The organism is Thioalkalivibrio thiocyanoxidans ARh2 (genome assembly GCF_000385215.1).
GTDB lineage: Bacteria > Pseudomonadota > Gammaproteobacteria > Ectothiorhodospirales > Ectothiorhodospiraceae > Thioalkalivibrio > Thioalkalivibrio thiocyanoxidans.
Window position 1 is genome coordinate 37,293 of record NZ_ARQK01000060.1, and the last position, 23,135, is coordinate 60,427.

A 23,135-nucleotide genomic window follows, 5' to 3' on the forward strand; every position below is an offset into this window, starting at 1 on the left:
TTTTGTCAGTGTTCGACCAGACGCCCCTGGTTGAGGAGCTCCCGTGCCATCTCGGCGATGCGGCGGTCGGCCCCGCCTTCTCCCAGGCGTTCACGGACCCTGGACAGCGATTCGCGCATTGCGCCCAGACGCTCCGGGTGCCGAAGCAGGGCTAGCGCATCCGTCGCGAGACGCTCGGGGCTGGCCGCGCGCTGAAGGTACTCCGGGACCAGCCGCTCGCCCGCCACGATATTGACCAGGGCGATGTTCTCCAGCCGGACCAGCCGCGAAAAGACCGCGTGGCTGAGGCTGCCCATGCGGTAGAACACCAGCATCGGTGCCTGGAGCAGGCCGGCCTCCAGCGTGGCCGTGCCCGATGCGATCAACAGGAGATCGGCATCCGCCATGAGTGCATGCGTGCCGTCCTCCCCGGAGACAAAGGCGAGGGGCAGGTCTTCATGCCGGGCGAGTGTCTCGAGGCGTGGGGCGTCTACGCCCGGTGCCAGAGCCACCACGAAGCGCAGCGAGGGTTCTTCCCCGTGCATGCGCCGTGCGGTTTCGACGAGCAGGGGCCAGTGGCGCTTGAGCTCGCCGCTGCGGCTCCCCGGCAGGAGCCCGATCACACGCTCACCGTCGGCTATGTTCAGGCGTTCACCGAGCCGCAGCGTGGGCGCGTGCACCCGGTCCACCAGCGGGTTGCCGACGTAGCGTACCGGGATGCCGGCGCGCTCGTAGATGTCGGTTTCAAAGGGGAACAGCACCGCCATCGCGTCCACGCACTGCTGAATACGGCGGATACGCCCGGATCGCCAGGCCCAGAGCTGGGGGCTGACATAGAACAGGACCGGGATACCCAGGCGCCGTGCGTGGGCGGCCAGGCGCAGGTTGAACTCGACGTAGTCCACCAGGACGAGCAGGTCCGGGCGGTTTTTCTCCAGGTGGGCACACATGCGCCGGAACAGGCGGCGCAGGCGCGGGTAGTTCACCAGTACGTCGACGAGGCCGACGACCGCGAGTTCCTCGACGTCGATGAGCGTCTCGACACCTGCGGCGCGCATCTGTGCGCCCCCCATGCCGGAGTAGTGCAGCCCGGGCTCGATGGCCGCCAGTTCGCGAACCAGTCCGGCACCCAGGGCATCGCCGGAGCTCTCTCCGGCGCAGATGACCACGTGGCGTTGCATGGGGCCGGGCCTTTCCCCCGACTAGGCGAGGGCGCGCCGGATCGTGGCGCAGATCGTCTCGATCTGTTCGTCTTCGAGCTCGGGGAAGACCGGCAGGGAGAGGCAGCGCGCCGCGACCGATTCCGTGACCGGGAGACTGGCCGGCAGGTTTGGCAGATCCACGAAGGCCTTTTGCTGGTGCAGCGGGACCGGGTAGTAGATTGCGTGCGCGATCTCGGCCGCCTTCAGGGCCTGCATGATCGCGTCGCGATGATCGGTCAGCAGCGTGTACTGGTGGTAGACATGCGTACCGATCCCGTCTTCGTGCGGGGTCTGGACCGGCAGGCCCTCCAGCCCCTTGCGGTAACTGGCGGCGACGCGTCGGCGCTGGGCGTTGTACTCGTCGATGTGCGGCAGTTTCACGCGCAGGATCGCCGCCTGCATCTCGTCCAGACGGCTGTTGTAGCCCACCTCGTCGTGGTAGTAGCGCTCGCTGGAGCCATGGTTGCGCAGCCGCTTCAGGGCTTCGGCCGAGGTCGGGCAGCTGGTGGTGACCAGGCCGCCGTCGCCGAAGGCCCCGAGGTTTTTCGAGGGGAAGAACGAGAAACAGCCAAAGGCATTGGCGGACCCGGTCTGCGCACCATCGATGGCGGCGCCGAAGGACTGGGCGCAATCCTCGATGATCAGCAGCTTGTGGCGTTCCGCGATGGTCTGCAGCCGCGGCAGGTCGGCCGGCTGTCCAAACAGATGCACCGGGATAATCGCCCTGGTCCGTTCTGTGACCGCGGCCTCGACCTGTTCCGGGTCGATGTTGAAGGTGTCGGGATCAATGTCCACGAACACCGGGTCGGCCCCGACATAGCGAATGGCCTCGGCGGTGGCAATGAAGGTGAACGGCGTCGTGATGACCTCGTCGCCCGGGCCAATGCCCGCGGCGGCCAGGGCCAGATGCAGCGCGTCGGTCCCCGAGGCGCAGGTGATCGCATGGTCCACCCCGAGATAGCGTGCCAGTTCGTCTTCCAGCGCCTGGACATTGGGACCCAGGATATAGCGGGCCCCGGCCAGGACCTCCTGCAGCGCGGCATCGATTTCGGGGCGCAGGCTCTGGTACTGGCGCTGCAGGTCGACCATCGGGATCACGGTTTGACTCCTGTGGGGGTGGTTTCGAGGTGGCTGTGGGGGCCGTCGGCCTGGCCCATTACGTTGAGGTTCTGGTAGACGAGCCTGGTGATCTGCTCGGCAGTGGCCAGGGCCCGCTGGCCGTCGCGACCGCTGACCACGACGGGCCCTTCGCCGCGCACCGCGGCCACGAAGGCGCGGATCTCGGCGAGCAGGGCATCGGCCTCGTCGAACACGCTCTCGTCCCGGTGGATCTCCGGGGCACCGGTCTCCGGATCGGGCGCGCCGATGTGGTTGAGCGACAGGATGCGGTTCTGAAAGTCCACCGAGGCATAGGCGTGCGACTGGAAGATGCGCATGCGCCGCTCGGACTTGTTGCTGACACGCGAAGAGGTCACGTTGGCCACGCAGCCGTTGGCGAACTCCAGCCGCGCGTTGGCGATATCGATGTCCTGGGTGAGTACGCGGGCGCCGGAGGCGCGGACCTCGGTCAGCGGCGAATCCGTCAGGGACAGGATGATGTCGATGTCGTGAATCATCAGATCCAGCACCACGGAGACGTCCGTGGCGCGGGGCTTGTAGGGCGCCAGGCGGTGCGATTCGATGAAGCGCGGATGCAGTGGATCGTCGGTCAGACGGCGCAGGGCCGCATTGAAGCGCTCCAGATGCCCGACCTGCAGTACGACCCCTTTGGCTTCGGCGAGCTGGTTCAGGGCCTCGGCCTGCTCCAGCGTCGCGGTGATCGGCTTTTCGACCAGCACATGGCATCCGGTGTCGAGGAAGTCCCGCGCGATGTCGTAGTGCAGGGTGGTCGGCGCAGCGATGGAGACCGCATCGACGCGGCCGAGCAGTTCGCGGTGATCGGTGACCGCGGCGCAGCCATGTTCGGCGGCGACACGCTCGGCAGTGGCGGCGTCGGCATCGGCCACGGCGACCAGCTCGGTCTCGGGCAGGGCGGCGTACTTGGCGGCATGCCATTTGCCAAGGTGACCGACGCCGATCGCGGCGCAGCGCAGGGGATTCTGGGACATGGGCGGGCTCGAGGTTCGTAGGGCGTGTGCTAGGATTTCCGGCGCTATTGTAACGGATCGCCCGGACGGCGCATGTCCGCGATCCATTCCCGCTATTGTCCAGGGAAACACGGGTTTCGGTGTTTCCCTAAACCCGGCCGGGGGTTCGATGTCCGCAAACAGGGTGGCAAACGCTTGGGTCGCGGGGGTCGACGAGGTGGGACGTGGCCCGCTGGCGGGGCCGGTGGTGGCCGCCGCAGTGATCCTGCCGGAGGGCTTCGCTGCCCCGGGGCTGACCGATTCCAAGAAGCTTTCGGCGCGGCGCCGCCAGGCGCTGGATCTCGAGATTCGCGAACGGGCCGTGGCTTGGGCACTGGGCCGGGCCGAGGCGGCCGAGATTGACGCATTGAACATCCATCGCGCGACCCTGCTGGCGATGCAGCGCGCGGTGGCCGCATTGTCGCAGGCGCCCGATCACCTGCTGGTTGACGGCCGCTTCACGCCCGAGGGCCCCTGGAGCGCCGAGGCCATTGTCGGCGGGGATGGCTCCGTGGCGGCGATCAGCGCGGCCTCGGTCATTGCCAAGGTGGCGCGCGACGCGGAGATGACGGCCCTGCACGAACGCTATCCCGACTACGGCTTTGATCGCCACGCAGGCTACCCGACCGCCTACCATCGCGACGCGCTGGTGCGCCTTGGGCCATGTGCAGAGCATCGTCGCAGCTTTGGGCCGGTGGCGCGGGCGCTGGCCGCTGTTGCGGGGGAAGAGGCATGAGCAGTGGATTGCACGACCCCGGCTTTGTGCACCTGCGGGTGCACTCCGAGTACTCGCTGATCGACGGGCTGGTGCGCCTGAAACCGCTGGTCGCGGCGGTCGCGGAGAAGGGCATGCCCGCCGTCGCGGTGACCGATCACTGCAACCTGTTCGGACTGGTGAAGTTCTATCGGGCGGCTATCGCCCAGGGCGTGCAGCCGATCATCGGGGCCGATCTGCTGGTGCGGGACGCCCGCGCGGACGGGAGCGTGGCACGCATGACCCTGCTCGCGCAGAACGATCCCGGCTACCGCAACCTCACTCGACTGATCTCGCGCGCCTGGCAGGAAGGCCAGGAAAGGGGCATCCCAAGGATCGACGCCGAATGGCTGGACAGCGCGGCCGAGGGGCTGATCGCGCTGTCCGGCGGCATCGATGGCCTGTTCGTGAGCGGCTCCGGGGTCGCGCGCGCATTGACCCCTGATGACCTCGAGCCCTGGCAGCGGCGCTTTCCCGGGCGCTTCTACCTGGAGCTGACGCGCACCGAGCGCCCGGGCGAGGAGGCCTGGATCGAGCAGGCCCTGACGGCGGCGGAGCAGTTTGACCTGCCTGTGGTGGCAACCAACGACGTGCGCTTTCTCAAGGCCGAGGACTTCGAGGCCCACGAGGCGCGCGTCTGCATCCATGACGGGACCACGCTGGATGACCCCTCGCGCCCGCGGCGCTACTCCGAGCACCAGTACCTCGCCAGCCCGGAGGAGATGGCGGAACGCTTCTCGGACATCCCCGAGGCCCTGGCGAACTCGGTGGCGATCGCGCGTCGCTGCAGCGTGAGTCTGACCCTCGGGGAGTCGGTGCTGCCGGATTTCCCGGTGCCGGAGGGATACACGGTCGAGGATCACCTGCGGGAGACCTCCGCGAAGGGGCTCGAGGCCCGGCTGGAGCGTTTCCAGTTTGCCGAGCGCTCCGATTACGACGCTCGCCTGAAGCGCGAGCTGGACGTGATCTGCCAGATGGGGTTCCCCGGCTACTTCCTGATCGTGGCCGACTTTATCCAGTGGGCCAAGGACAATGGCATCCCGGTGGGCCCGGGGCGTGGCTCGGGCGCGGGTTCACTGGTCGCCTATGTGCTGGGGATTACTGACCTGGATCCATTGCGTTACGAGCTTCTCTTCGAGCGTTTCCTTAATCCCGAGCGCGTCTCCATGCCCGACTTCGATGTCGATTTCTGCATGGAGAAGCGCGACGACGTGATCGACTACGTGGCCGAGCGCTACGGCCGCGACAAGGTCTCGCAGATCATCACCCACGGCACCATGGCCGCGAAGGCGGTCGTGCGCGACTGTGGCCGTGTACTGGGCTACGGCTATGGATTTGTCGACCGTATCGCCAAGCTGATCCCGTTCGAGCTGGGCATGACCCTGGACAAGGCCCTGGCCGAGAGCGAGGACCTGAAGGCGCAGTACGATCAGGACGAGGAGGTGCGCGGGATCATCGATCTTGCGCTCAAGCTCGAGGGGCTTACCCGCAATGCGGGCAAGCACGCCGGCGGCGTGGTGATCGCTCCCTCGGCGCTGACCGACTTCTCGCCGCTGTACTGCGAAGACGACGGCGGCTCGCTGGTGACCCATTTCGACAAGGACGACGTCGAGGCCGTGGGTCTGGTGAAGTTCGACTTCCTCGGGCTGCGCACGCTGACGATTATCGACTGGGCGGTCGAGAACGTGCGCAAGATGGACCCGCAGGCCCGTATCGACCTGGATGCGGTCCCGCTGGATGACCCCGACACCTTCAAGCTGCTGAAGGCCTACCAGACCACCGCGGTGTTCCAGCTGGAATCGGGCGGGATGAAGGACCTGATCCGGCGCCTGCAGCCGGACAGCTTCGAGGACATCATCGCGCTGGTGGCCCTGTACCGGCCGGGCCCGCTGCAGTCGGGGATGGTGGACGACTTCATCGACCGCAAGCACGGCCGCGCGCAGGTGGAATACCCGCATCCGGACCTGGAGCCGATCCTGCAGCCGACCTACGGGGTCATCCTGTACCAGGAGCAGGTGATGCAGATCGCCCAGGTGCTGGCCAATTACACCCTGGGCGGCGCCGACCTGCTGCGCCGCGCGATGGGCAAGAAAAAGCCCGAGGAGATGGCCAAGCAGCGCCAGATCTTCATGGAGGGTGCGCTGGGGCGCGGGGTCGAGGAGGGTACCGCGACCTACATCTTCGACCTGATGGAGAAGTTCGCCGGGTACGGCTTCAACAAGTCGCACTCGGCCGCCTACGCCCTGGTCGCCTATCAGACGGCCTGGCTGAAGGCGCATTACCCGGCGCCGTTCATGGCGGCGGTGCTGTCCGCGGATATGGACAACACCGACAAGGTCGTGGGCCTGATCGAGGAATGCCGGAATATGGAGCTGGAGGTCCTGCCGCCGGACGTCAACCAGTCGGACTACCGCTTTACCTGTCGCGATGCCGGGACGGTGGTCTATGGCCTTGGCGCGATCAAGGGCGTGGGCGAGTCCGCGATCGACACGCTGCTGAAGGCGCGTGCGGCGGACGGGCCCTTCCACGGGCTGATCGACCTGTGCCAACGCGTGGACCTGTCCAAGCTGAACAAGCGCGTGCTGGAGACGCTGGTACGTGCGGGTGCGCTGGATGCGATCGGCGCGAACCGTGCGACGCTGCTGAACGACATCCCCACCGCGGTGGCCGCGGCGGAACAGACCGAGCGCAACGCAAGCCTGGGCGTGGTGGATCTGTTTGGCGATCCGGCGGCGGCCGTGGTCCCCGAGAGCGAGACCCTCCCGGAGATGGAGGATGACGACCGCCTGCGCGGGGAGAAGGAGACGCTGGGTTTGTACCTGACCGGGCACCCGGTCGAACGTTATCGCGCCGAGCTCAAGCGGCTGACGGGCAGTACGTTCGCGGATCTGGAGGCGAAGCTGGAGCAGCGGCCCGATGACAGCGGCCAGCAGGGGCGGCGTGGGCGCCAGGAGACCGTGCGTATCGCGGGTCTGGTCGTGGGCGTGCGGGTACGCAACACGCAGAATGGCCGCATGGGTATCGCGACCCTGGACGACCGCAGTGGTCGTGCGGAGATCGTGCTGTTCAACGACGACTTCAATACCTACCGCGATCGGCTGGAGCCGGACACCCTCCTGGTGGCGGAAGGGACGGTGGCGCTGGATGACTATGCCGGCGGCATCCGCATGCGGGCCCGGGCGGTGTACACGCTGGACGAGGCGCGGGCGCAGTGGGCGCGGGCGCTGCACCTGTGCCTGGAGGGGGTGCGCGCCGAGCAGGTGCAGAACCTGCGCGGCCTGATGGAAGAGCATCGCAATGGCCAGTGCCGAGTCCACCTGTGCTACCGCCGGGATGGCCTGGAGGCCGAGCTGAGTCTGCCCGAGGGCTGGGCCATTCGTCCGGACGAGCGGCTGTTGCGCAACCTGCAGCAGACCCTGGGCCCTGGTTGCGAGGCCCAGGTCCTGTACGGCCGCTGAAGGCCCCCGATCGGGCGAAACCGGGTGCCCGAGACCGCTGCATCAGGCCACAGGTCTCGTCGGTCCGTGTCTCGGTCGGTCTCGAACCGGCAGCGAAGTGCGGGGCAATTGGTTACAATTCCGCGCTTACTCTATTGCCGACGCGAGACCCTGCATGAATCCGGATTTTCTCGACTTCGAACAGCCCATTGCCGAACTGGAAGCCAAGATTCGGGATCTGCGCTATGTGGGTGACGACGCCGAGGTCAACATCCAGGAAGAGATCCAGCGCCTGGAGGAGAAATGCCGGTCACTGACCGAGAGCATCTTCGCCAAGCTCACCCCCTGGCAGGTGGCGCAGATGTCCCGTCATCCCAAGCGGCCCTATACCCTGGACTACATCCCGCAGCTGTTCGACGAGTTCGAGGAGCTGCACGGCGACCGGACCTATGCGGATGATCCGGCGATCGTCGGTGGCGTGGCCCGTCTCGACGGGCGCCCGGTGATGATCATCGGGCACCAGAAGGGGCGCCAGACCCGCGAGAAGGTCTATCGCAATTTCGGTATGCCGCGGCCGGAAGGCTACCGCAAGGCCCTGCGTCTGATGGAGACCGCCGAGCGCTTCCGGCTGCCGGTCCTGACGTTCATCGACACCCCGGGCGCCTATCCGGGCGTGGGCGCCGAAGAGCGCGGCCAGAGCGAGGCGATCGCCCGCAATCTGATGGTGATGGCGCGGCTGGATACCCCGATCATCGCGACCGTGATCGGCGAGGGCGGCTCCGGCGGCGCACTGGCGATCGGGGTCGGGGATGCCACGCTGATGCTGCAGTACTCGACCTACTCGGTCATCTCGCCGGAGGGCTGTGCCTCTATCCTCTGGAAGAGCGCGGACCGCGCGTCCGAGGCGGCGGAGGCGCTGGGTATCACCTCGCAGCGGCTGCACGATCTGGGTCTGGTCGATCGGATCATTCCCGAGCCGCTGGGCGGCGCCCATCGCGATCCGGAGACGATGTCGGCGCACCTGCGCTCGGCGCTGCTGGAAACCCTCGATGGCCTCGAGGCGCTGGACCCGGCCAAGCGGCTGGATCGGCGTTACCGCCGCCTGATGGACTACGGTGCCTTCCAGGAAGCCGCCTCCTGAGACACCGGGCCGGGTGCCGGGTCGCGCCCACCCGGTGACGGCCGCCGTTCGGGCCTTCCTGCAGGATCACTCCGGCTCTGGTGCCTTGCGCGTCGCCTTCAGCGGTGGCCGCGACTCCTCCGTATTGCTGCACGCGCTCGCGCAATTGCGCCCTCCAGGGCTTGAGGCCTGGCATGTGAATCACGGTCTGCGACCGGATGCCGATGCGCAGGCGGCGTTCTGTGTGCGCGTTGCCGCAACGCTGGATGTCCCGCTAACCGTACGCGAGGTGACCGTTGTCGATGACGCCGCCGAGGGACCGGAAGCCGCTGCCCGCCGTGCGCGCTATGCGGCGCTGCGCGAGGGCCTGGCAGAGCGGGACCTGATCCTGACCGCCCAGCATGCCGACGACCAGGCCGAGACCTTCCTGCTGGCCGCGTTGCGCGGGAGCGGTCCGGACGGCCTGCAGGGCATGCGGACCATGCGTCGTGAAGGGGATACCTGGCTCGGGCGGCCGCTGCTGGAGGTCCCGGGCGAGGCCATCGCGGACTACGCGCGGGTGGCAGGTCTCGACTGGTACGACGACCCGAGCAATAAAGACGCCCGTTTCGATCGTAACTTCCTGCGCCGCGAGATCCTCCCGCGTCTGGCGGAACGGTTCCCTGTCCATGCCTCCCTCGCGCGCTGTGCCCGCTGGCAGCAGGAGGCTGTCGACCGGCTGGCGGGCCTGGAGGAGCAGCTTCCCGATGATTCCCCGTTGCCCGTTGCTGCGCTGGCGGGTCTGGATGCGGCAGGGCGCCGGGCGCGGATGCGGGCGTGGTTGCGCGCACAGGGGCTGAGACCACCGGGGCATGCACGCCTGGAGGAATTCGGCCGGCAACTGGAAACCCATGGGCCGGACCGCAGTCCGGAGCTGCGCTGGGCGGATGGCTGGATGGGTGTCTACCGGGGAATGATTTACGCCGAATCCCCGGATGTGACACGCCCCGCGCCAGTCGACGTGATCCACTGGCCATCAGGACAGGCGCATCTGACGCTCCCGAACGGGCGCGTGCTGGAACGCAAGTCGCTGGAGGCGCTGGATGTAGGGCCGGAAGAGGAGCTGGAGGTCGGTTTTCGCCAGGGGGGCGAAACGGTGGTGACGCCAGCGGGCCGACGGCCCTTGAAAAAGCTGCTGCAGGAGCGGGGCGTGCCACCATGGGTGCGTGAACACCTGCCCCTGGTCAGACGGCGGCGGGATGGATACGTCGTGGCCATTCTCTGGCCCGATGGAGGCCTGGGCCTCTGACCGGTGCGCGTCTGTGAACCCGGCGCTCCCCGGAACCTGTGTTCACCTTGCAGTTGACGGGGCGATCGTAAAGGCCAATGCTTGAACTTTGTCACGCTTTTCAGGGGCCCCGAGTGTGAGATTTATCAGTCGGCGGGTCGTAGGCTGTGTCCAGGGTCTGGCGGTCGCGGTGCTGGCCGCGGCATCGGCGCAGGCCGGTACCCTCAACCTGACCACCGAAAGTTATCCGCCATTCAATTTCGAGACGCCGGATGGCGAGCTCGACGGGATCTCCGTGCGCGTGATGCATCAGCTGCTCGAGGAAACCGGGATCGAAGCGGAGATCCGGCTGCTGCCCTGGAGCCGCGCCTACGCCGAGGCGCGGTCGAATCCCGATACCTGCGTGTTTTCCACGACGCGCACCCCGGAACGCGAAGACCTGTTCGAGTGGGTAGGGCCCCTGGTCGACAATCAGTGGCATGCGTTTGCCCTGGGAAGTTCGGATGTCCAGGTGCAGTCGCTGGATGATCTGCATGACTACCGGGTGGGCGGTTACCGCGATGATGCCGTCGCGTTATATGTCGAGTCGCACGGGATCGAGGTGGATACCGCCCCCAACGACCGGCTGAACGCGCGCAAGCTCGCGGCCGACCGCATCGATGTCTGGGTCAGTGGCGAGCACCTCGCGCCCTGGTATGCCCGTCTGGAGGGTATCGGCGAGCTGCGCTCGTTGTTTGCCTTCAACGACACGGTGATGTCGCTGGCCTGCCACCCGGATACCGATCGCGACCGGCTTGACCGGCTCCAGGCCACACTGGACGCCATGCGCGAGGATGGCCGCTACGCGGCGATCGTCAGCGACGTACTCGACCAAAACGGAGACGCGGATGACTGAGTTGGCCACACAGCGCGAAACCGGCGGGAACGGGCTGATTGCCGAGGAGGTACTGGGCTTTCAGCGCAACATGACCCGGCGCGGCATCATCTTCTCGTTCACCGGATATATCTCCGAAGGCATCCTGAAGGCGCTGGGTGACGCCCTGCGCCAGAAGATCCGGCTGGAGTCGACCGACAACAAGACCGTGAACCGGGTGTTTTCGGTGTTCGTCGAACAGGTGCAGAACATCATCCGCTACTCCGCCGAACGCATCGAGCACGATGCGGAACCGCCGGTGGAACTCAGCTCCGGCATGATCACGGTCGGGTCCGAGAAAGGCCGGTTTTTCGTGATCTGCGGCAATATCATCGCCCGCGAGGACGCCGATACTCTGGGTGGGCGGCTCAGCGAGCTGCAGGGCATGGACTCGGAGGCCCTGCGGCGCTTCTACAAGGAAAAGCTGCGCGAGCCGCCGGACGAGGGCAGCAAGGGGGGCAGCATCGGGCTGATCGAGATCGCGCGCCGTGCCAGCGAGCCGATCCAGTTCGATTTCGAGCACCTCTCCGACGAGTATTCCTATTTTGTACTGAAGGCCTACATCTGATGGCAGCCATGGAACCCATTCGACACGAGGCAACGGACCGCACGCCGGAGGTCCTGTTCGATTTCGCGGCGGGGCAGTACCGCATTGCCGGCGAGTCCTACCCGGAAGACGCCGCGAGCTTCTATGGTCCCCTGACCCAGGGGCTGCGACAGGCCGTCGAGGCGCGCGCTAGCGACTCGCTGGAGTTCAGCGTCGAGATGATCTACTTCAACAGCTCGACCGCGAAGGCCCTGATGAACCTCTTTCAGATCCTCGAAGAGGCCGCCGAGGCCGGCATGGGCGTGCGCATCAACTGGTGCTACCACGAGGACGACGAGACGATGGAAGAGTTCGGCGAGGACTTTTCCGAAGACTTTGCCCACGCCGACTACCGCATGTGTCCGACGTCATGAACGCCTCCCGCGATCCAGACCACCGCACGCCGGAACCACCCGCGAGCCAGGAAGGCGACGAGACGGAAGGTCTCGCCGATTTCTCGCTGTTCGAGCAGGAGAAGCAGATCATGCAGCGCTCCGAGCAGATGCTGGAGGCGCTGGATGATGTGGCCGAGGGCGTGCGCATGCTGGCCAAGGCCTATTCCGAGAGTTATCGCGTGCAGCGGCGCATGATGCGCATGAGCGACCGCATGCAGCTGGACCTGCAGGCCGCGAACCGTCAATTGCGCGAGCAGGCCACGCACCTGGAACAGCTCAACTGCGCACTGTCCGACGAGGTGCGCGAGCGCGAACGCCTGACCGCGGAGCTCGAGCGCCTGGCGCTCGAGGATGCGCTGACCGGGCTGTTCTCGCGGCGCCGGGTGATGGACTGTGTCGAGGGGCTGGCCGCAACGGTGGGCGAGCGGTCGCGCTCCCTCGCGGTGATGATGCTGGATCTCGATGACTTCAAGGCCCTGAACGATACCCATGGTCACGCGGCCGGGGATTACGCCCTGCAGAGCTTCGCCGACATCCTGCGTGAGGAGCTGGGTGCCGATCAGTACGCCGGGCGCATGGGCGGGGAGGAATTTTTGGTGGTTGCCGCGGACCTGGATCTCGATGAAGCCATGAGTCTGGCGGAGCGCATCCGTACCAGTGTCGAGGCGACGATCCCGCGCTGGAAAGACCAGCCGCTGCACCTCGAGGTCTCGATTGGTCTGGTGGTCACGACCGAGCGCTGGCCGGATGCCGGTGCGCTGGTCGCCGCGGCGGATGATCTGCTCTACCGCGCGAAGAAGGAAGGTCGTAACCGAGTCGAGGTCCAGTTTCACGGCGAGCCTGCATGACGGAGGCCGGCCCGGTACGCAGCCGCAGTCTGGTCGCGAAGCTGGCGCTCGCGACCCTGCTGGCTGCGCTGGCACTGAGCCTGCTGGCAAGTGCCTACGTGATCGCAGCCGATTCGCGGGCCTTTCACGCCGACACCCTGGAACAGATCGACCGGCTGCAGCGGCTGGTGGCCCCACCGGCGGCCGAGGCGGCCTATCAGCTGAATGCCGATCAGGCGGAGTCGCTGGTGGCTGGCCTGCAGGCCTTTGACGAGATCCACCGTGCCGAGATCCTCGACGATTTCGGCCGTACCCTGGCCGAGGTGGAGCGCGAGGGTGGCGGTGCCTCCTGGCTGGGCGAGCGCCTGTTCGGGGATGATCGCCGGCACGAACGCGAGCTGATCCACCCGGATCTGCGCGAGGCCAATGGTGCCGTGGGAACGCTGCGCGTGGAGCTGGCCCCCGATGTGCTGGGCGCCGCCCTCGTCGAGCGTCTCCGGAACAGCGTGGTCACCAGCGTGGTGCAGGCGGTGATTGTCTCGCTGGTCGTCGTGTTGTTGTTCTACGGCCTGATGCTGCGGCCGATGCTGCGCATCTCCCGGGCCGTGGCGGGCACGGATCCTGACCGGCCAGCCCACTGGCCGCGCCCGGACATGGGGCATCACGCCAACGATGAGCTGGGGGCGCTGGACCGTTCCCTGGATCGGCTCCTGAACGCCTTCCAGCAGGGTCTGGATGCCCGGGATGGGGCGCGCAGCGAGCTGAAGGCGCTGAACGAGGACCTGGAGCGTCGCGTGGTCGAACGGACCCGCGAGCTGGAAGCCGAGAAGCAGGAGACGGAGCGGGCCCTGGCGCGGGTCGACGAGGCCAATCGCGAACTCGAACGCAGCAACCGTCTGGTGGTGGAGAGCATCCGTTATGCGCGGCGCATTCAGACGGCCATGCTCCCGGACAAGCACGCCCTGGACGGCGATCTGGACGAGGTGCAGGTCTACTGGGAGCCGCTGCATCTGGTGGGCGGCGACTATTTCTGGCTGGAGGCCATCGACGGTCGCAGTGTGCTGGTGGTGGCGGACTGTACGGGACATGGAGTCCCCGGGGCCTTTATTACCCTGGTGCTGGCGTCCGCGCTGGACCGTATCCTGCACGAGCACCGGCTCCTGGAACCGGCCGCAATCCTGCGCGAGATGGATCGCCTGGTACGCTCGCGGCTGCGTCAGGATGGCCAGGACTCGGATTCCGACGATGGACTGGAGGCGGCGGTATGTGTCTACGACCCGGATGCCCGCACGCTGACCTTCGCCGGGGTGGGGCTGCCGCTGATCATCGATCGTGCGGGGCAGGTGGAAGAGATTCGCGGTGTGCGCGGGGGGCTGGGCTATCGCAGCCTCGCGCCCGCACAGCCGGTGGATCACGTAGTGTCGGTGGAGCCCGGTATGGAGTTCTTCCTGATTACCGACGGGGCCCACGACCATGTCGGGGGCGAGCCGCCGCGGCTGTTCGGGCGCCGGCGCCTGCGCCATGTGCTGGCGGATAAATCCGCGCGCGACCTGACCACCAAGATCGACTCCGTGGTCCGGGTGCTGGAGGACTACCGCGGTGGCGAACCGCGTCGTGATGACATGACCCTGGTCGCCTTTCGTCCGCTTGATCCCAATGCGGAAACTGCGGTTCGCAATGCCGCGGCCGATTGAGCCTGCAGGGGGTCTCTGGTAGCATTTCGGGCGATTTCAGCCGCCCGTTAGCCCTTTTGTGGCGGGGTCAGTGTTTCCCTAGCCAGGTTTCCCGCATGACGCGTTATGTATTCATTACCGGAGGCGTGGTTTCGTCTCTGGGCAAAGGCATTGCATCCGCCTCGCTGGGGGCCATCCTGGAGGCGCGCGGCCTCAAGGTGACGCTGCTCAAGCTCGACCCCTATATCAACGTCGATCCGGGTACCATGAGCCCGTTCCAGCACGGCGAGGTCTTCGTGACCGACGATGGCGCGGAGACGGACCTCGATCTGGGACACTACGAGCGTTTCGTGCGCGTGCGGACATCGCGGCGCAACAACTTCACCACCGGCCAGATCTACGAGAACGTGATCCGCAAGGAGCGCCGTGGCGACTACCTGGGCGGCACGGTGCAGGTGATCCCGCATATCACCGACGAGATCAAGCGCTCCATTCGCGAGGGCGCGGGCGATGCCGACATCGCGCTGATCGAGATCGGCGGTACGGTGGGCGATATCGAGTCCCTGCCGTTTCTCGAGGCCATTCGCCAGATGGGCGTGGAGCTGGGGCACGACAATGCCCTGTTCATGCACCTGACCCTGGTCCCCTTTATTGCCGCAGCCGGCGAGATCAAGACCAAGCCCACCCAGCACTCGGTCAAGGAACTGCGCTCGATCGGGATCCAGCCGGACATCCTGATGTGTCGGGCTACCAATCCGATCCCGGAGGGGGAACGGCGCAAGATCGCGCTGTTTACCAACGTCGAGGAGAAGGCGGTCATCTCCGCGGTGGATGTGGACAACATCTACAAGATCCCGCTGTGGCTGCATTCGCAGAAGCTGGACGACATCGTGCTGCGCAAGCTGCATATCGAGGCCCCGCAGGCCGACCTGTCGGACTGGAAGCACGTGGTCAACGCCATGGAGTTCCCGGAATCCGAGGTCACCGTGGGCATGATTGGCAAGTACGTCGATCTGACCGAATCCTACAAGTCCGTGAACGAGGCCCTGACCCATGCCGGCGTGCAGGTCGGGACCCGAGTGCGCATTCGCTATCTCGATTCGGAAAAGCTGGAAGGGGCCGATGCCGAGATCCAGGGCGAGATGGAAGGCCTGGATGCGATCCTGGTGCCCGGCGGCTTCGGCGAGCGTGGCGTGGAGGGCAAGATTGCGGCCGTGCGCTATGCGCGCGAGCACGGCGTGCCCTACCTGGGTATCTGTCTCGGTATGCAGGTGGCGGTGATCGAATTCGCGCGTGCCCGGGCCGGTCTCGAAGGTGCGCACAGTACGGAGTTTGCCCCGGACACCCCGCACCCGGTGATCGCCCTCATTACCGAGTGGCAGGACCGAGAGGGCCGCATCGAGCGGCGCGATGCCGAGAGCGATCTCGGCGGCACGATGCGCCTGGGGGCACAGTCCGCGCGACTGGCCCAGGGTTCGCGGATTGCGGAGGCCTATGGCCGCGAAGAGGTCAGCGAGCGCCATCGCCACCGCTTCGAGTTCAACAATGCCTATCGCGAACGGCTGGAGGCGGCGGGGCTGCGCATCTCCGGCGTGTCCGAGTCCGGCGAGCTGGTCGAGGCGGTGGAACTGCCGGACCACCCGTGGTTTATCGGCTGCCAGTTCCACCCGGAGTTCACCTCGACCCCGCGCGACGGGCATCCGCTGTTTACCGGGTTTATCCGTGCCGCGCGCACCTATCAGGACGAGCGCGAGCCGGAGACCACGACGGCGCTGACGGAGTAGAGAGACGCGGAAAAGCGTCTCTCGGGCACGTCGTCACTATGACGCTTCGCGGCCGACCCCCGGGAGGGTACCGGCTGCCCTACAGGACAGAGCATGCAGCTTTGCGGTTTTGAAGTCGGCCTTGACCGGCCCTTTTTTCTGATTGCCGGCCCCTGCGTGATCGAATCCGAGGCGATGGCCCTGGACACCGCGGGCACGCTCAAGGCGATCACCGACGAGCTGGGTATCCCGTTTGTCTACAAGTCCTCGTTCGACAAGGCCAATCGCTCGTCGACAAAGAGTTTCCGTGGCCCGGGGATCGAAGAGGGCCTGCGCATCCTGGAGCAGGTGAAGCGGCAGTTGGGGGTTCCGGTGCTGACCGACGTCCACGAGGACACCCCGCTGGACGAGGTCGCGGCCGTGGTGGACGTGCTGCAAACGCCCGCGTTCCTGTGCCGGCAGACGAACTTCATCCAGAACGTCGCGCGTCAGGGGCGCCCGGTGAACATCAAGAAGGGCCAGTTCCTCGCGCCCTGGGATATGGGCAACGTCGTGGACAAGGCGCGCGAGGCGGGGAACGACCAGATCATGGTCTGCGAACGCGGCGTCTCCTTCGGCTACAACACGCTGATCTCGGACATGCGGGGTCTGGCCCAGATGCGCCAGACCGGTTGCCCGGTGGTGTTCGACGCCACGCATTCGGTCCAGCAGCCGGGCGGGCAGGGCGCGAGCTCCGGCGGGCAGCGCGAATACGTCCCTGTGCTGGCGCGGGCGGCCGTTGCCTCCGGGGTGTCGGGTCTGTTCATGGAGACCCATCCGGACCCGGAGCGCGCGCTCTCGGACGGGCCCAATGCCTGGCCGCTGCCGCGCATGGCGGAGCTGCTGAGCACGCTCAAGGCGCTGGATGCCGCCACCAAGGCACAGCCGTTTGCCGAGGCCGAGTACGGGTTGGGCTGAGGCACGGTTACAGATTTAAGAGTTTCGTTTAACTTCCGCTTCCAACTGTCGAGGCGGATGGGTTTATTTTTCAAGGAGAGAGCATGTCCCAGATTGCGGAGATTCACGCCCGCGAGATCATCGACTCGCGGGGCAACCCGACGGTCGAGGCCGACGTTGTCCTGGATTCCGGTGCCATGGGGCGCGCGGCGGTGCCATCGGGGGCCTCCACCGGGGCCCGCGAGGCACTGGAGCTGCGTGACGACGAGCCACGCTATGGCGGCAAGGGCGTGCAGAAGGCCGTGGGCCATGTGAATGGCGAAATCCGCGACGCCCTGCGCGGCATGGAGCTGGACCAGACGGCGGTGGACCGCCGCATGCTCGAGCTGGACGGCACCGAGAACAAGTCGCGCCTGGGTGCGAACGCGCTGCTGGCCGTGTCGATGGCGGCCGCGCACGCGCAGGCGGCGGATCGCGAGCAGCCGCTGTTCGAGGCCATGGGTGGCGAGCAGGCGAATCTGCTGCCGGTGCCGATGATGAACATCATCAACGGCGGCGCCCATGCCGACAACAGCGTCGACATGCAGGAGTTCATGATCCTGCCGGTGGGTGCGGATTCCGTGCGCGAGGCCGTGCGCTACGGCGCCGAGGTGTTCCATGCCCTGAAGAAGGTGCTGGGTCAGCGCAACCTGGCGACGGGCGTGGGGGACGAGGGCGGCTTCGCCCCCGATCTGCCGTCCAATTCGGCCGCGATCGAGGTCATCCTCGAGGCCATCCACAAGGCGGGCTTCAAGGCCGGGCAGGACATCTGGCTGGGCCTCGATTGTGCCAGCTCCGAGTTCTATCGCGACGGCCGCTACCACCTCGACTCCGAGGGCAAGGCCTTCTCCGCCGACGAGTTCTGCGAGTACCTTGCCCACTGGGTCGACCAGTACCCGATTCTGACCATCGAGGACGGCATGGGCGAGGACGACTGGGATGGCTGGAAGGTCCTCACCGAGCGTCTCGGTGACCGCGTGCAGCTGGTCGGCGACGACCTGTTCGTGACCAATACGCAGATCCTGCAGGAAGGGATCGACAAGGGGGTGGCCAACTCGATCCTGATCAAGCTGAACCAGATCGGCACCGTAACCGAGACCCTGGAGGCCATCGAGCTGGCGCGCCAGGCGAAGTTCACGGCGGTGATCTCGCATCGCTCCGGCGAGACCGAGGACGTGACCATCGCCGATCTGGCGGTAGCCACCGGGGTTGGCCAGATCAAGACCGGTTCGCTCTCGCGCTCGGATCGCGTGGCCAAGTACAACCAGCTGATCCGGATCGAGGAACATCTGGGGTCCCGGGCGCGTTATCCCGGCATGGATGCCTTCAACATCCGGCGATAGGGCCGCGGTTGCCTCGTTTGCCACGGCCAGGGTGCGCAGCCTGCGGGGCGGTTCCTGTGCCCGGCCGCCAAGGGGACTTAGAATGCCGGGCATGGAAGCTCGACTCTCTCCCTGGCGGCTGGCCGTGGCGACCGGCCGCAGGAATCGCTGATGCGCTGGTTGCTGATCGGTCTGGCCGTGCTGCTACTGCTGTTGCAGTGGCCGCTGTGGCTGGGAGAGGGTAGTTGGCGCGACGTACGCGACCTGCGGGAGCAGGTAGAGGAGCAGCGTGCGGCCAATGCCGAGCTGGAACAGCGCAATCAGGCGCTGGAGGCCGAGGTACAGGACCTGCGTACCGGCACCGATGCAGTGGAAGAGCGCGCCCGCCGCGACCTGGGCATGATCCGCGAAGACGAAATCTTCTTCTTTGTGGTCGGCGAGGACGACGACCGGCGTCCAGTGCCGGAGCCGTTGCCAGACCCGGCGCGGGATGTGTCCCCGGGGCCCGCCGAGATCCCGGACCGCGAACGCGAGCCGGCAACCGATACGCTGCCACCCGAGGATCCGTTTGATGGCTGATCCCGACACCAACAACCCCTCCGCGGAACCCGCCTACTGGGCCCTGATCCCGGCGGCCGGCGTGGGCCGGCGCATGGGCTCCGATCGACCCAAGCAGTTCCTGACGCTGGGGCCGCGCACCATCCTGTCGCATACCCTGTCGATCTTCCTGGAGCACCCGCGCATTCGCGGCGTGGTGCTGGTGCTGGGGCCGGATGTGGACCCGGACGCGCTGGATCTCCCGTTGGCGGGGGGCCGCCTGTTTCGCGTCGCCGGCGGCGCCGAGCGGGCCGACTCGGTCCAGAACGGACTCGATTTTCTGCAGGAACGGGCCTCCCCCGACGACTGGGTACTGGTGCACGATGCGGCACGCCCCTGCCTGCCACGCGCGGACCTGGACCATTTGCTGCAATCGCTGCGGGATGACCCGGTCGGCGGTCTGCTGGCCACACCCAGCACCGACACGGTCAAGTGGAGCGACGAGTATGGGCGGGTCGAGCGCACGCTGGAACGCGAGCGCGTCTGGCGTGCGCTGACACCGCAGATGTTCCGTCTCGGCATGCTGCGGGAGGCCAACCGGGCCGCGCGCGAGGCCGGACACCCGGTTACCGATGAGGCCAGCGCGATCGAATGGCATGGCGCCCGTCCGCGTCTGATCGAGGGCTCGATGATGAACATCAAGATCACCCGGGCCGAGGATCTGGAGCTGGCCCAGCTGTACCTGATGCAGCAGGGGCGTCTGGACGGGGGGTTCCGGCCATGAGCCGCATGCGCGTGGGGCAGGGCTTCGACGTGCACGCCTTCGGGCCGGGCGATCATCTGATCCTGGGCGGTGTGCGTATCCCGTTCGATCACGGCTTTGTCGCGCATTCCGATGGCGACGTCCTGTTGCACGCGATCTGCGATGCCCTGTTTGGGGCCGCGGGCCTGGGGGATATCGGCCGCCACTTTCCCGATACCGACGAGCGCTTTCGCGGGGCGAACAGCCGCGACCTGCTGCGCGAGACCCTGCGCCGCGTCCAGGAGGCCGGGTGGCGTCCGGTGAACGTGGATGCGACCGTGATCGCACAGGCGCCGAAGATGGCCCCGCATGTCGCGGCGATGGAGGACCATATCGCCTCGGACCTGGGGCTTGCGGCCGATTGCGTGAATGTGAAGGCGACGACCACCGAGCGCCTGGGCTTCACCGGGCGCGGAGAAGGGGTTGCGGCGCAGGCGGTGGTGCTGCTGGAGCCTTCTTCGGGGCTGATGCACGTATGACGGCGGCTCGATCCCCCAGTGTGCTGGGTCTCGATCACGTCAGTGTCGTGATCGCCGATCTGGAGGCGTCCGCGCGGTTCTATGGCGAGATCCTGGGGCTGCGCCCCGTGGAGCGTCCGGATCTCGGCTTTCCGGGGCTTTGGTATGACCTGGGCGGCGGGCAGACCCTGCACCTGCTTGGCGTACCCAATCCGGACACTACCGAACGCGACGTGCGCGGCGGTCGCGATCGCCACCTGGCCTTGCGCGTGCGTGGTCTGGACACCTTACTGCAACGCCTGGAGAACGCCGGGCACCCGGCCGATCGCAGCCAGTCCGGGCGACCGGCCGCGTTCGTCCGCGACCCGGATGGCAACACCGTCGAACTGATCGAGGCGGGCTGACACCGCGCGGGTGCGCCGCGCCGAAACCCCCGCTGCACGAGGAGGGAACATGGACGGCGAGTACATCCTGGCCCTGGATCAGGGCACGACCAGCTGCCGGGCGATCCTGTTCGATCGTGAGGCGTCGATCATTGGTGTGGCCCAGCGCGAGTTCACCCAGCATTACCCCCAGCCCGGCTGGGTCGAGCACGACGCGATGGAGATCTGGGGCACCCAGATCGGGGCGGCGCGCGAGGTGCTGGAGACCCGTGGCATCAAACCGTCCCAGCTGGCGGCCATCGGCATCACCAACCAGCGCGAGACCACCGTGGTCTGGGACCGCGAGACGGGCAAGCCGATCCACCCGGCGATCGTCTGGCAGGACCGGCGCACCGCGGGTTTCTGCGACGAGCTGAAGGCGCGCGGGCTGGAGGAGACCATCCGGGAACGCAGCGGGCTGGTGGTGGATGCCTATTTCTCCGGTACCAAGCTGCGCTGGCTGCTGGATCACGTGGACGGTGCGCGCGAGCGCGCGGAGCGCGGCGAGCTGCTGTTCGGCACCATGGATACCTGGCTGATCTGGAACCTGACCCGCGGCGAGCGGCACGTGACGGATGTCTCCAACGCCTCGCGCACGCAGCTGTTCAACATCCACGAGCTGGACTGGGATGACACGCTGCTGGACGAATTGGAGATCCCGCGGGCCATGCTCCCCGAGGTCCGGGGCTCCAGCGAGGTGCTGGGCCATACGGGCACCGAGATGTTTGGGGCCCACGAGATCCCCATCGCCGGCGTGGCCGGCGACCAGCATGCGGCGCTGTTCGGGCAGACCTGCTTCGATCGCGGCATGGCCAAGAACACCTATGGCACCGGCTGCTTTCTCCTGATGAACACCGGCACCGAGCCGGTCACTTCGCACTCGGGTCTGCTCACGACCGTCGCCTGGAGCGTCGACGGCCAGGTCGAGTACGCGCTGGAGGGCTCCATCTTCATTGCCGGTGCCGCGATCCAGTGGCTGCGGGACGAGCTCAAGCTGATCGACTCCGCCGAGGACTCGGAATACTACGCGAGCAAGGTGGAGGACTCCGACGGCGTCTATGTCGTCCCGGCATTCGCGGGGCTCGGTGCGCCGTACTGGGACATGTATGCCCGCGGGGCGATCTTCGGGCTGACGCGCGGCACGCGCAAGGAACACATCACCCGCGCCACGCTGGACTCGCTGGCCTACCAGACCAAGGACGTGATCGACGCGATGGAGCAGGACTCCGGCATCGCGCTGAAGGGCCTGCGCGTCGACGGCGGTGCGGTCGCCAACAACGTGATGATGCAGTTCCAGGCCGACATGCTCGGGGTGAATGTCGAGCGCCCGGTGGTCACGGAATCGACTGCCCTGGGGGCCGCCTATCTGGCCGGGCTGGCCGTGGGCTTCTGGACGCGCGATGAACTGGCGCAGAAGAGCCAGCTGGACCGGGTATTCGAGCCGCAGATGGATGCGGCCACCCGCGATCGCTACTACCGGGGCTGGAAGAAGGCCGTGAAACGCACGATGGGGTGGGCGCGCGAGGACGACCACGAGGCGACCGACTAGCGGGCGGGTGGTCCGGGGGGCTGGCTGGCGTGGGCAGGGGCTTCGCCGCCAAGGCGGCTCCCACAGGGGGCGATGGCTTCGAGAGGCAGCGTACCCCAGATCACTGTGGGAGCGGGCTTGCCCGCGAAAGGTCCTCCCAGAGTCAGACCCTGCCGGATCAGCCGATGCTGGCCGGCTCGGCCGCGAGCCGGCCGGACTGGTAGTCGCTGATCGCCTGCTCGATCTCGTCCGAGGTGTTCATCACGAATGGGCCGTAGTGGGCGATCGGTTCGCCCAGCGGGCGGCCCTTGAAGAGCAGCACCCGCGCATCCTGCCGTGCGATCAGGTGGATCTGCGTCTGCCCGCTCCAGGTGCCCAGCTGGCCCGTCTTCAGCCCGGTGAGCTCGCCGTCATAGACATAGGCAAGCACCCGGTCGTCCAGCTGGACGGCCAGCGACAGGCGGTAGCCGGCGGGCAGGCTCAGATCCGCCATGGCCGCGCCTTCGCCGATCTGTTCCAGCGGACCTTCGGTATCCCCGGCGCTGGTCTGCCAGGAGCCGGCAATCGCCTTGAAGTGCAGCGGACCGTCATCTTCCGGCAGGTGGCGCATCGCGTCGGCGCGCACGTCGCGGTAGCGCGGCGGGTCCATCTTGCGCCGCGCCGGCAGGTTTACCCAGAGCTGGAAGCCGTGCAGCCCGTCCGAATCCAGCAGGGGCATCTCGGAGTGGATGACCCCGCGCCCGGCACTCATCCACTGGGCCTCGCCGGCCTCCACACGCCCCTGGTTGCCCATCGAATCCTCGTGGGTCAGGCCGCCGTGGACGAGGTAGGTCAGCGTCTCGAACCCGCGATGCGGGTGGGAGGGGAAACCACCGATGTAGTCCTCCTTCGAACTGGCTTTCAGCTCGTCGAGCATCAGGAAGGGGTCCAGGCCGCCGCCAAAGTCATGGATGCGGCGAATCTTCACACCCGCGCCGTCCTGGGTCGGGTGGGCTGTGCGTACGCTGTCCGGCGGTGTGGGGGTCATGACATCTCCTTGATGAACCCTG

At 67.0% G+C, this 23,135-nt stretch carries 21 protein-coding genes; 17 read left to right on the forward strand and 4 right to left on the reverse strand.

The window, feature by feature from the left end; all coding sequences use genetic code 11:
* Window positions 1–5 precede the first annotated feature (5 nt).
* From lpxB to G372_RS0111920, 3 genes are read right to left on the reverse strand one after another with little or no spacing between them, the layout of a single operon-like run.
* Window positions 6–1,160 (reverse strand): lipid-A-disaccharide synthase, encoded by a 1,155-nt coding sequence (lpxB, locus tag G372_RS0111910; RefSeq protein ID WP_019624381.1) that lies wholly within the window; start codon window positions 1,158–1,160, stop codon window positions 6–8.
* 21 nt (window positions 1,161–1,181) lie between these two features.
* Window positions 1,182–2,279 (reverse strand): DegT/DnrJ/EryC1/StrS family aminotransferase, encoded by a 1,098-nt coding sequence (locus tag G372_RS0111915; RefSeq protein WP_018864493.1) that lies wholly within the window; start codon window positions 2,277–2,279, stop codon window positions 1,182–1,184.
* Entirely contained in the window at window positions 2,276–3,289 is a 1,014-nt protein-coding gene (locus G372_RS0111920; RefSeq protein WP_018864492.1) for a Gfo/Idh/MocA family protein, read from the reverse strand. The genes G372_RS0111915 and G372_RS0111920 overlap by 4 nt, the downstream gene beginning before the upstream one ends.
* 148 nt (window positions 3,290–3,437) lie before the next feature.
* On the opposite strand from G372_RS0111920, the gene rnhB reads away from it, so the two are divergent.
* The 17 genes from rnhB to glpK all read left to right on the forward strand — a co-directional run bounded on the left by rnhB (window position 3,438) and on the right by glpK (window position 22,107).
* A complete protein-coding gene (rnhB, locus tag G372_RS0111925; protein WP_018864491.1) occupies window positions 3,438–4,043 on the forward strand; it encodes a ribonuclease HII in 606 nt (201 codons plus the stop codon).
* Window positions 4,040–7,519, forward strand: coding sequence for a DNA polymerase III subunit alpha (dnaE, locus tag G372_RS0111930; protein WP_018864490.1), 3,480 nt, complete (start codon window positions 4,040–4,042; stop codon window positions 7,517–7,519). Before rnhB ends, dnaE begins: the two co-directional genes overlap by 4 nt.
* A 154-nt stretch (window positions 7,520–7,673) precedes the next feature.
* Window positions 7,674–8,639: an acetyl-CoA carboxylase carboxyltransferase subunit alpha gene (locus tag G372_RS0111935; protein WP_018864489.1), complete on the forward strand. Its 966-nt coding sequence runs from the start codon at window positions 7,674–7,676 to the stop codon at window positions 8,637–8,639.
* A gap of 34 nt (window positions 8,640–8,673) precedes the next feature.
* Entirely contained in the window at window positions 8,674–9,906 is a 1,233-nt protein-coding gene (gene tilS, locus G372_RS0111940) for a tRNA lysidine(34) synthetase TilS (RefSeq protein ID WP_196800078.1), read from the forward strand.
* Window positions 9,907–10,075: 169 nt separating this feature from the next.
* A complete protein-coding gene (locus G372_RS0111945; RefSeq protein ID WP_018864487.1) occupies window positions 10,076–10,780 on the forward strand; it encodes a substrate-binding periplasmic protein in 705 nt (234 codons plus the stop codon).
* Window positions 10,773–11,366 carry a SiaB family protein kinase gene (locus tag G372_RS0111950; protein WP_018864486.1) on the forward strand — a complete coding sequence of 198 codons (594 nt, stop codon included), beginning with the start codon at window positions 10,773–10,775 and terminating at the stop codon, window positions 11,364–11,366. Before G372_RS0111945 ends, G372_RS0111950 begins: the two co-directional genes overlap by 8 nt.
* Window positions 11,366–11,758 carry a DUF1987 domain-containing protein gene (locus tag G372_RS0111955; RefSeq protein ID WP_019624379.1) on the forward strand — a complete coding sequence of 131 codons (393 nt, stop codon included), beginning with the start codon at window positions 11,366–11,368 and terminating at the stop codon, window positions 11,756–11,758. The genes G372_RS0111950 and G372_RS0111955 overlap by 1 nt, the downstream gene beginning before the upstream one ends.
* The gene (locus G372_RS0111960; protein ID WP_019624378.1) at window positions 11,755–12,627 is read left to right on the forward strand and encodes a GGDEF domain-containing protein; all 873 of its coding nucleotides are present in this window, start codon (window positions 11,755–11,757) and stop codon (window positions 12,625–12,627) included. The genes G372_RS0111955 and G372_RS0111960 overlap by 4 nt, the downstream gene beginning before the upstream one ends.
* Window positions 12,624–14,300: a PP2C family protein-serine/threonine phosphatase gene (locus G372_RS0111965; RefSeq protein ID WP_018864483.1), complete on the forward strand. Its 1,677-nt coding sequence runs from the start codon at window positions 12,624–12,626 to the stop codon at window positions 14,298–14,300. Before G372_RS0111960 ends, G372_RS0111965 begins: the two co-directional genes overlap by 4 nt.
* Before the next feature lie 95 nt (window positions 14,301–14,395).
* The gene (locus G372_RS0111970; RefSeq protein WP_018864482.1) at window positions 14,396–16,063 is read left to right on the forward strand and encodes a CTP synthase; all 1,668 of its coding nucleotides are present in this window, start codon (window positions 14,396–14,398) and stop codon (window positions 16,061–16,063) included.
* A gap of 93 nt (window positions 16,064–16,156) precedes the next feature.
* A complete protein-coding gene (kdsA, locus tag G372_RS0111975) occupies window positions 16,157–16,999 on the forward strand; it encodes a 3-deoxy-8-phosphooctulonate synthase (protein ID WP_018864481.1) in 843 nt (280 codons plus the stop codon).
* A gap of 83 nt (window positions 17,000–17,082) precedes the next feature.
* Window positions 17,083–18,360: a phosphopyruvate hydratase gene (gene eno / locus G372_RS0111980; RefSeq protein WP_018864480.1), complete on the forward strand. Its 1,278-nt coding sequence runs from the start codon at window positions 17,083–17,085 to the stop codon at window positions 18,358–18,360.
* A 150-nt stretch (window positions 18,361–18,510) separates the two neighbouring features.
* On the forward strand, window positions 18,511–18,918 hold the full coding sequence (ftsB, locus tag G372_RS0111985; protein ID WP_018864479.1) for a cell division protein FtsB: 408 nt from the start codon (window positions 18,511–18,513) through the stop codon (window positions 18,916–18,918).
* The gene (gene ispD / locus G372_RS0111990; RefSeq protein WP_019624377.1) at window positions 18,911–19,660 is read left to right on the forward strand and encodes a 2-C-methyl-D-erythritol 4-phosphate cytidylyltransferase; all 750 of its coding nucleotides are present in this window, start codon (window positions 18,911–18,913) and stop codon (window positions 19,658–19,660) included. The genes ftsB and ispD overlap by 8 nt, the downstream gene beginning before the upstream one ends.
* Window positions 19,657–20,157 carry a 2-C-methyl-D-erythritol 2,4-cyclodiphosphate synthase gene (gene ispF, locus G372_RS0111995; protein ID WP_026340398.1) on the forward strand — a complete coding sequence of 167 codons (501 nt, stop codon included), beginning with the start codon at window positions 19,657–19,659 and terminating at the stop codon, window positions 20,155–20,157. The genes ispD and ispF overlap by 4 nt, the downstream gene beginning before the upstream one ends.
* A complete protein-coding gene (locus G372_RS0112000; RefSeq protein ID WP_026340397.1) occupies window positions 20,154–20,540 on the forward strand; it encodes a VOC family protein in 387 nt (128 codons plus the stop codon). The genes ispF and G372_RS0112000 overlap by 4 nt, the downstream gene beginning before the upstream one ends.
* A gap of 49 nt (window positions 20,541–20,589) precedes the next feature.
* Window positions 20,590–22,107: a glycerol kinase GlpK gene (gene glpK, locus G372_RS0112005; RefSeq protein WP_019624374.1), complete on the forward strand. Its 1,518-nt coding sequence runs from the start codon at window positions 20,590–20,592 to the stop codon at window positions 22,105–22,107.
* A gap of 157 nt (window positions 22,108–22,264) precedes the next feature.
* Here glpK and G372_RS0112010 read toward each other — a convergent pair whose 3' ends face one another.
* Window positions 22,265–23,113 (reverse strand): pirin family protein, encoded by an 849-nt coding sequence (locus G372_RS0112010; RefSeq protein WP_019624373.1) that lies wholly within the window; start codon window positions 23,111–23,113, stop codon window positions 22,265–22,267.
* Window positions 23,114–23,135: the final 22 nt, after the last annotated feature.

Excerpts from the sequence above, each read along its gene's own strand:
- lpxB (WP_019624381.1), bottom strand. The coding sequence starts at position 1,160 with ATGCAACGCCACGTGGTCATCTGCGCCGGAGAGAGCTCCGGCGATGCC.
- G372_RS0111920 (WP_018864492.1), bottom strand. The coding sequence starts at position 3,289 with ATGTCCCAGAATCCCCTGCGCTGCGCCGCGATCGGCGTCGGTCACCTT.
- rnhB (WP_018864491.1), top strand. The coding sequence starts at position 3,438 with ATGTCCGCAAACAGGGTGGCAAACGCTTGGGTCGCGGGGGTCGACGAG.
- dnaE (WP_018864490.1), top strand. The coding sequence starts at position 4,040 with ATGAGCAGTGGATTGCACGACCCCGGCTTTGTGCACCTGCGGGTGCAC.
- G372_RS0111935 (WP_018864489.1), top strand. The coding sequence starts at position 7,674 with ATGAATCCGGATTTTCTCGACTTCGAACAGCCCATTGCCGAACTGGAA.
- G372_RS0111950 (WP_018864486.1), top strand. The coding sequence starts at position 10,773 with ATGACTGAGTTGGCCACACAGCGCGAAACCGGCGGGAACGGGCTGATT.
- G372_RS0111955 (WP_019624379.1), top strand. The coding sequence starts at position 11,366 with ATGGCAGCCATGGAACCCATTCGACACGAGGCAACGGACCGCACGCCG.
- G372_RS0111960 (WP_019624378.1), top strand. The coding sequence starts at position 11,755 with ATGAACGCCTCCCGCGATCCAGACCACCGCACGCCGGAACCACCCGCG.
- G372_RS0111965 (WP_018864483.1), top strand. The coding sequence starts at position 12,624 with ATGACGGAGGCCGGCCCGGTACGCAGCCGCAGTCTGGTCGCGAAGCTG.
- G372_RS0111970 (WP_018864482.1), top strand. The coding sequence starts at position 14,396 with ATGACGCGTTATGTATTCATTACCGGAGGCGTGGTTTCGTCTCTGGGC.
- kdsA (WP_018864481.1), top strand. The coding sequence starts at position 16,157 with ATGCAGCTTTGCGGTTTTGAAGTCGGCCTTGACCGGCCCTTTTTTCTG.
- eno (WP_018864480.1), top strand. The coding sequence starts at position 17,083 with ATGTCCCAGATTGCGGAGATTCACGCCCGCGAGATCATCGACTCGCGG.
- ftsB (WP_018864479.1), top strand. The coding sequence starts at position 18,511 with ATGCGCTGGTTGCTGATCGGTCTGGCCGTGCTGCTACTGCTGTTGCAG.
- ispD (WP_019624377.1), top strand. The coding sequence starts at position 18,911 with ATGGCTGATCCCGACACCAACAACCCCTCCGCGGAACCCGCCTACTGG.
- ispF (WP_026340398.1), top strand. The coding sequence starts at position 19,657 with ATGAGCCGCATGCGCGTGGGGCAGGGCTTCGACGTGCACGCCTTCGGG.
- G372_RS0112000 (WP_026340397.1), top strand. The coding sequence starts at position 20,154 with ATGACGGCGGCTCGATCCCCCAGTGTGCTGGGTCTCGATCACGTCAGT.
- glpK (WP_019624374.1), top strand. The coding sequence starts at position 20,590 with ATGGACGGCGAGTACATCCTGGCCCTGGATCAGGGCACGACCAGCTGC.
- G372_RS0112010 (WP_019624373.1), bottom strand. The coding sequence starts at position 23,113 with ATGACCCCCACACCGCCGGACAGCGTACGCACAGCCCACCCGACCCAG.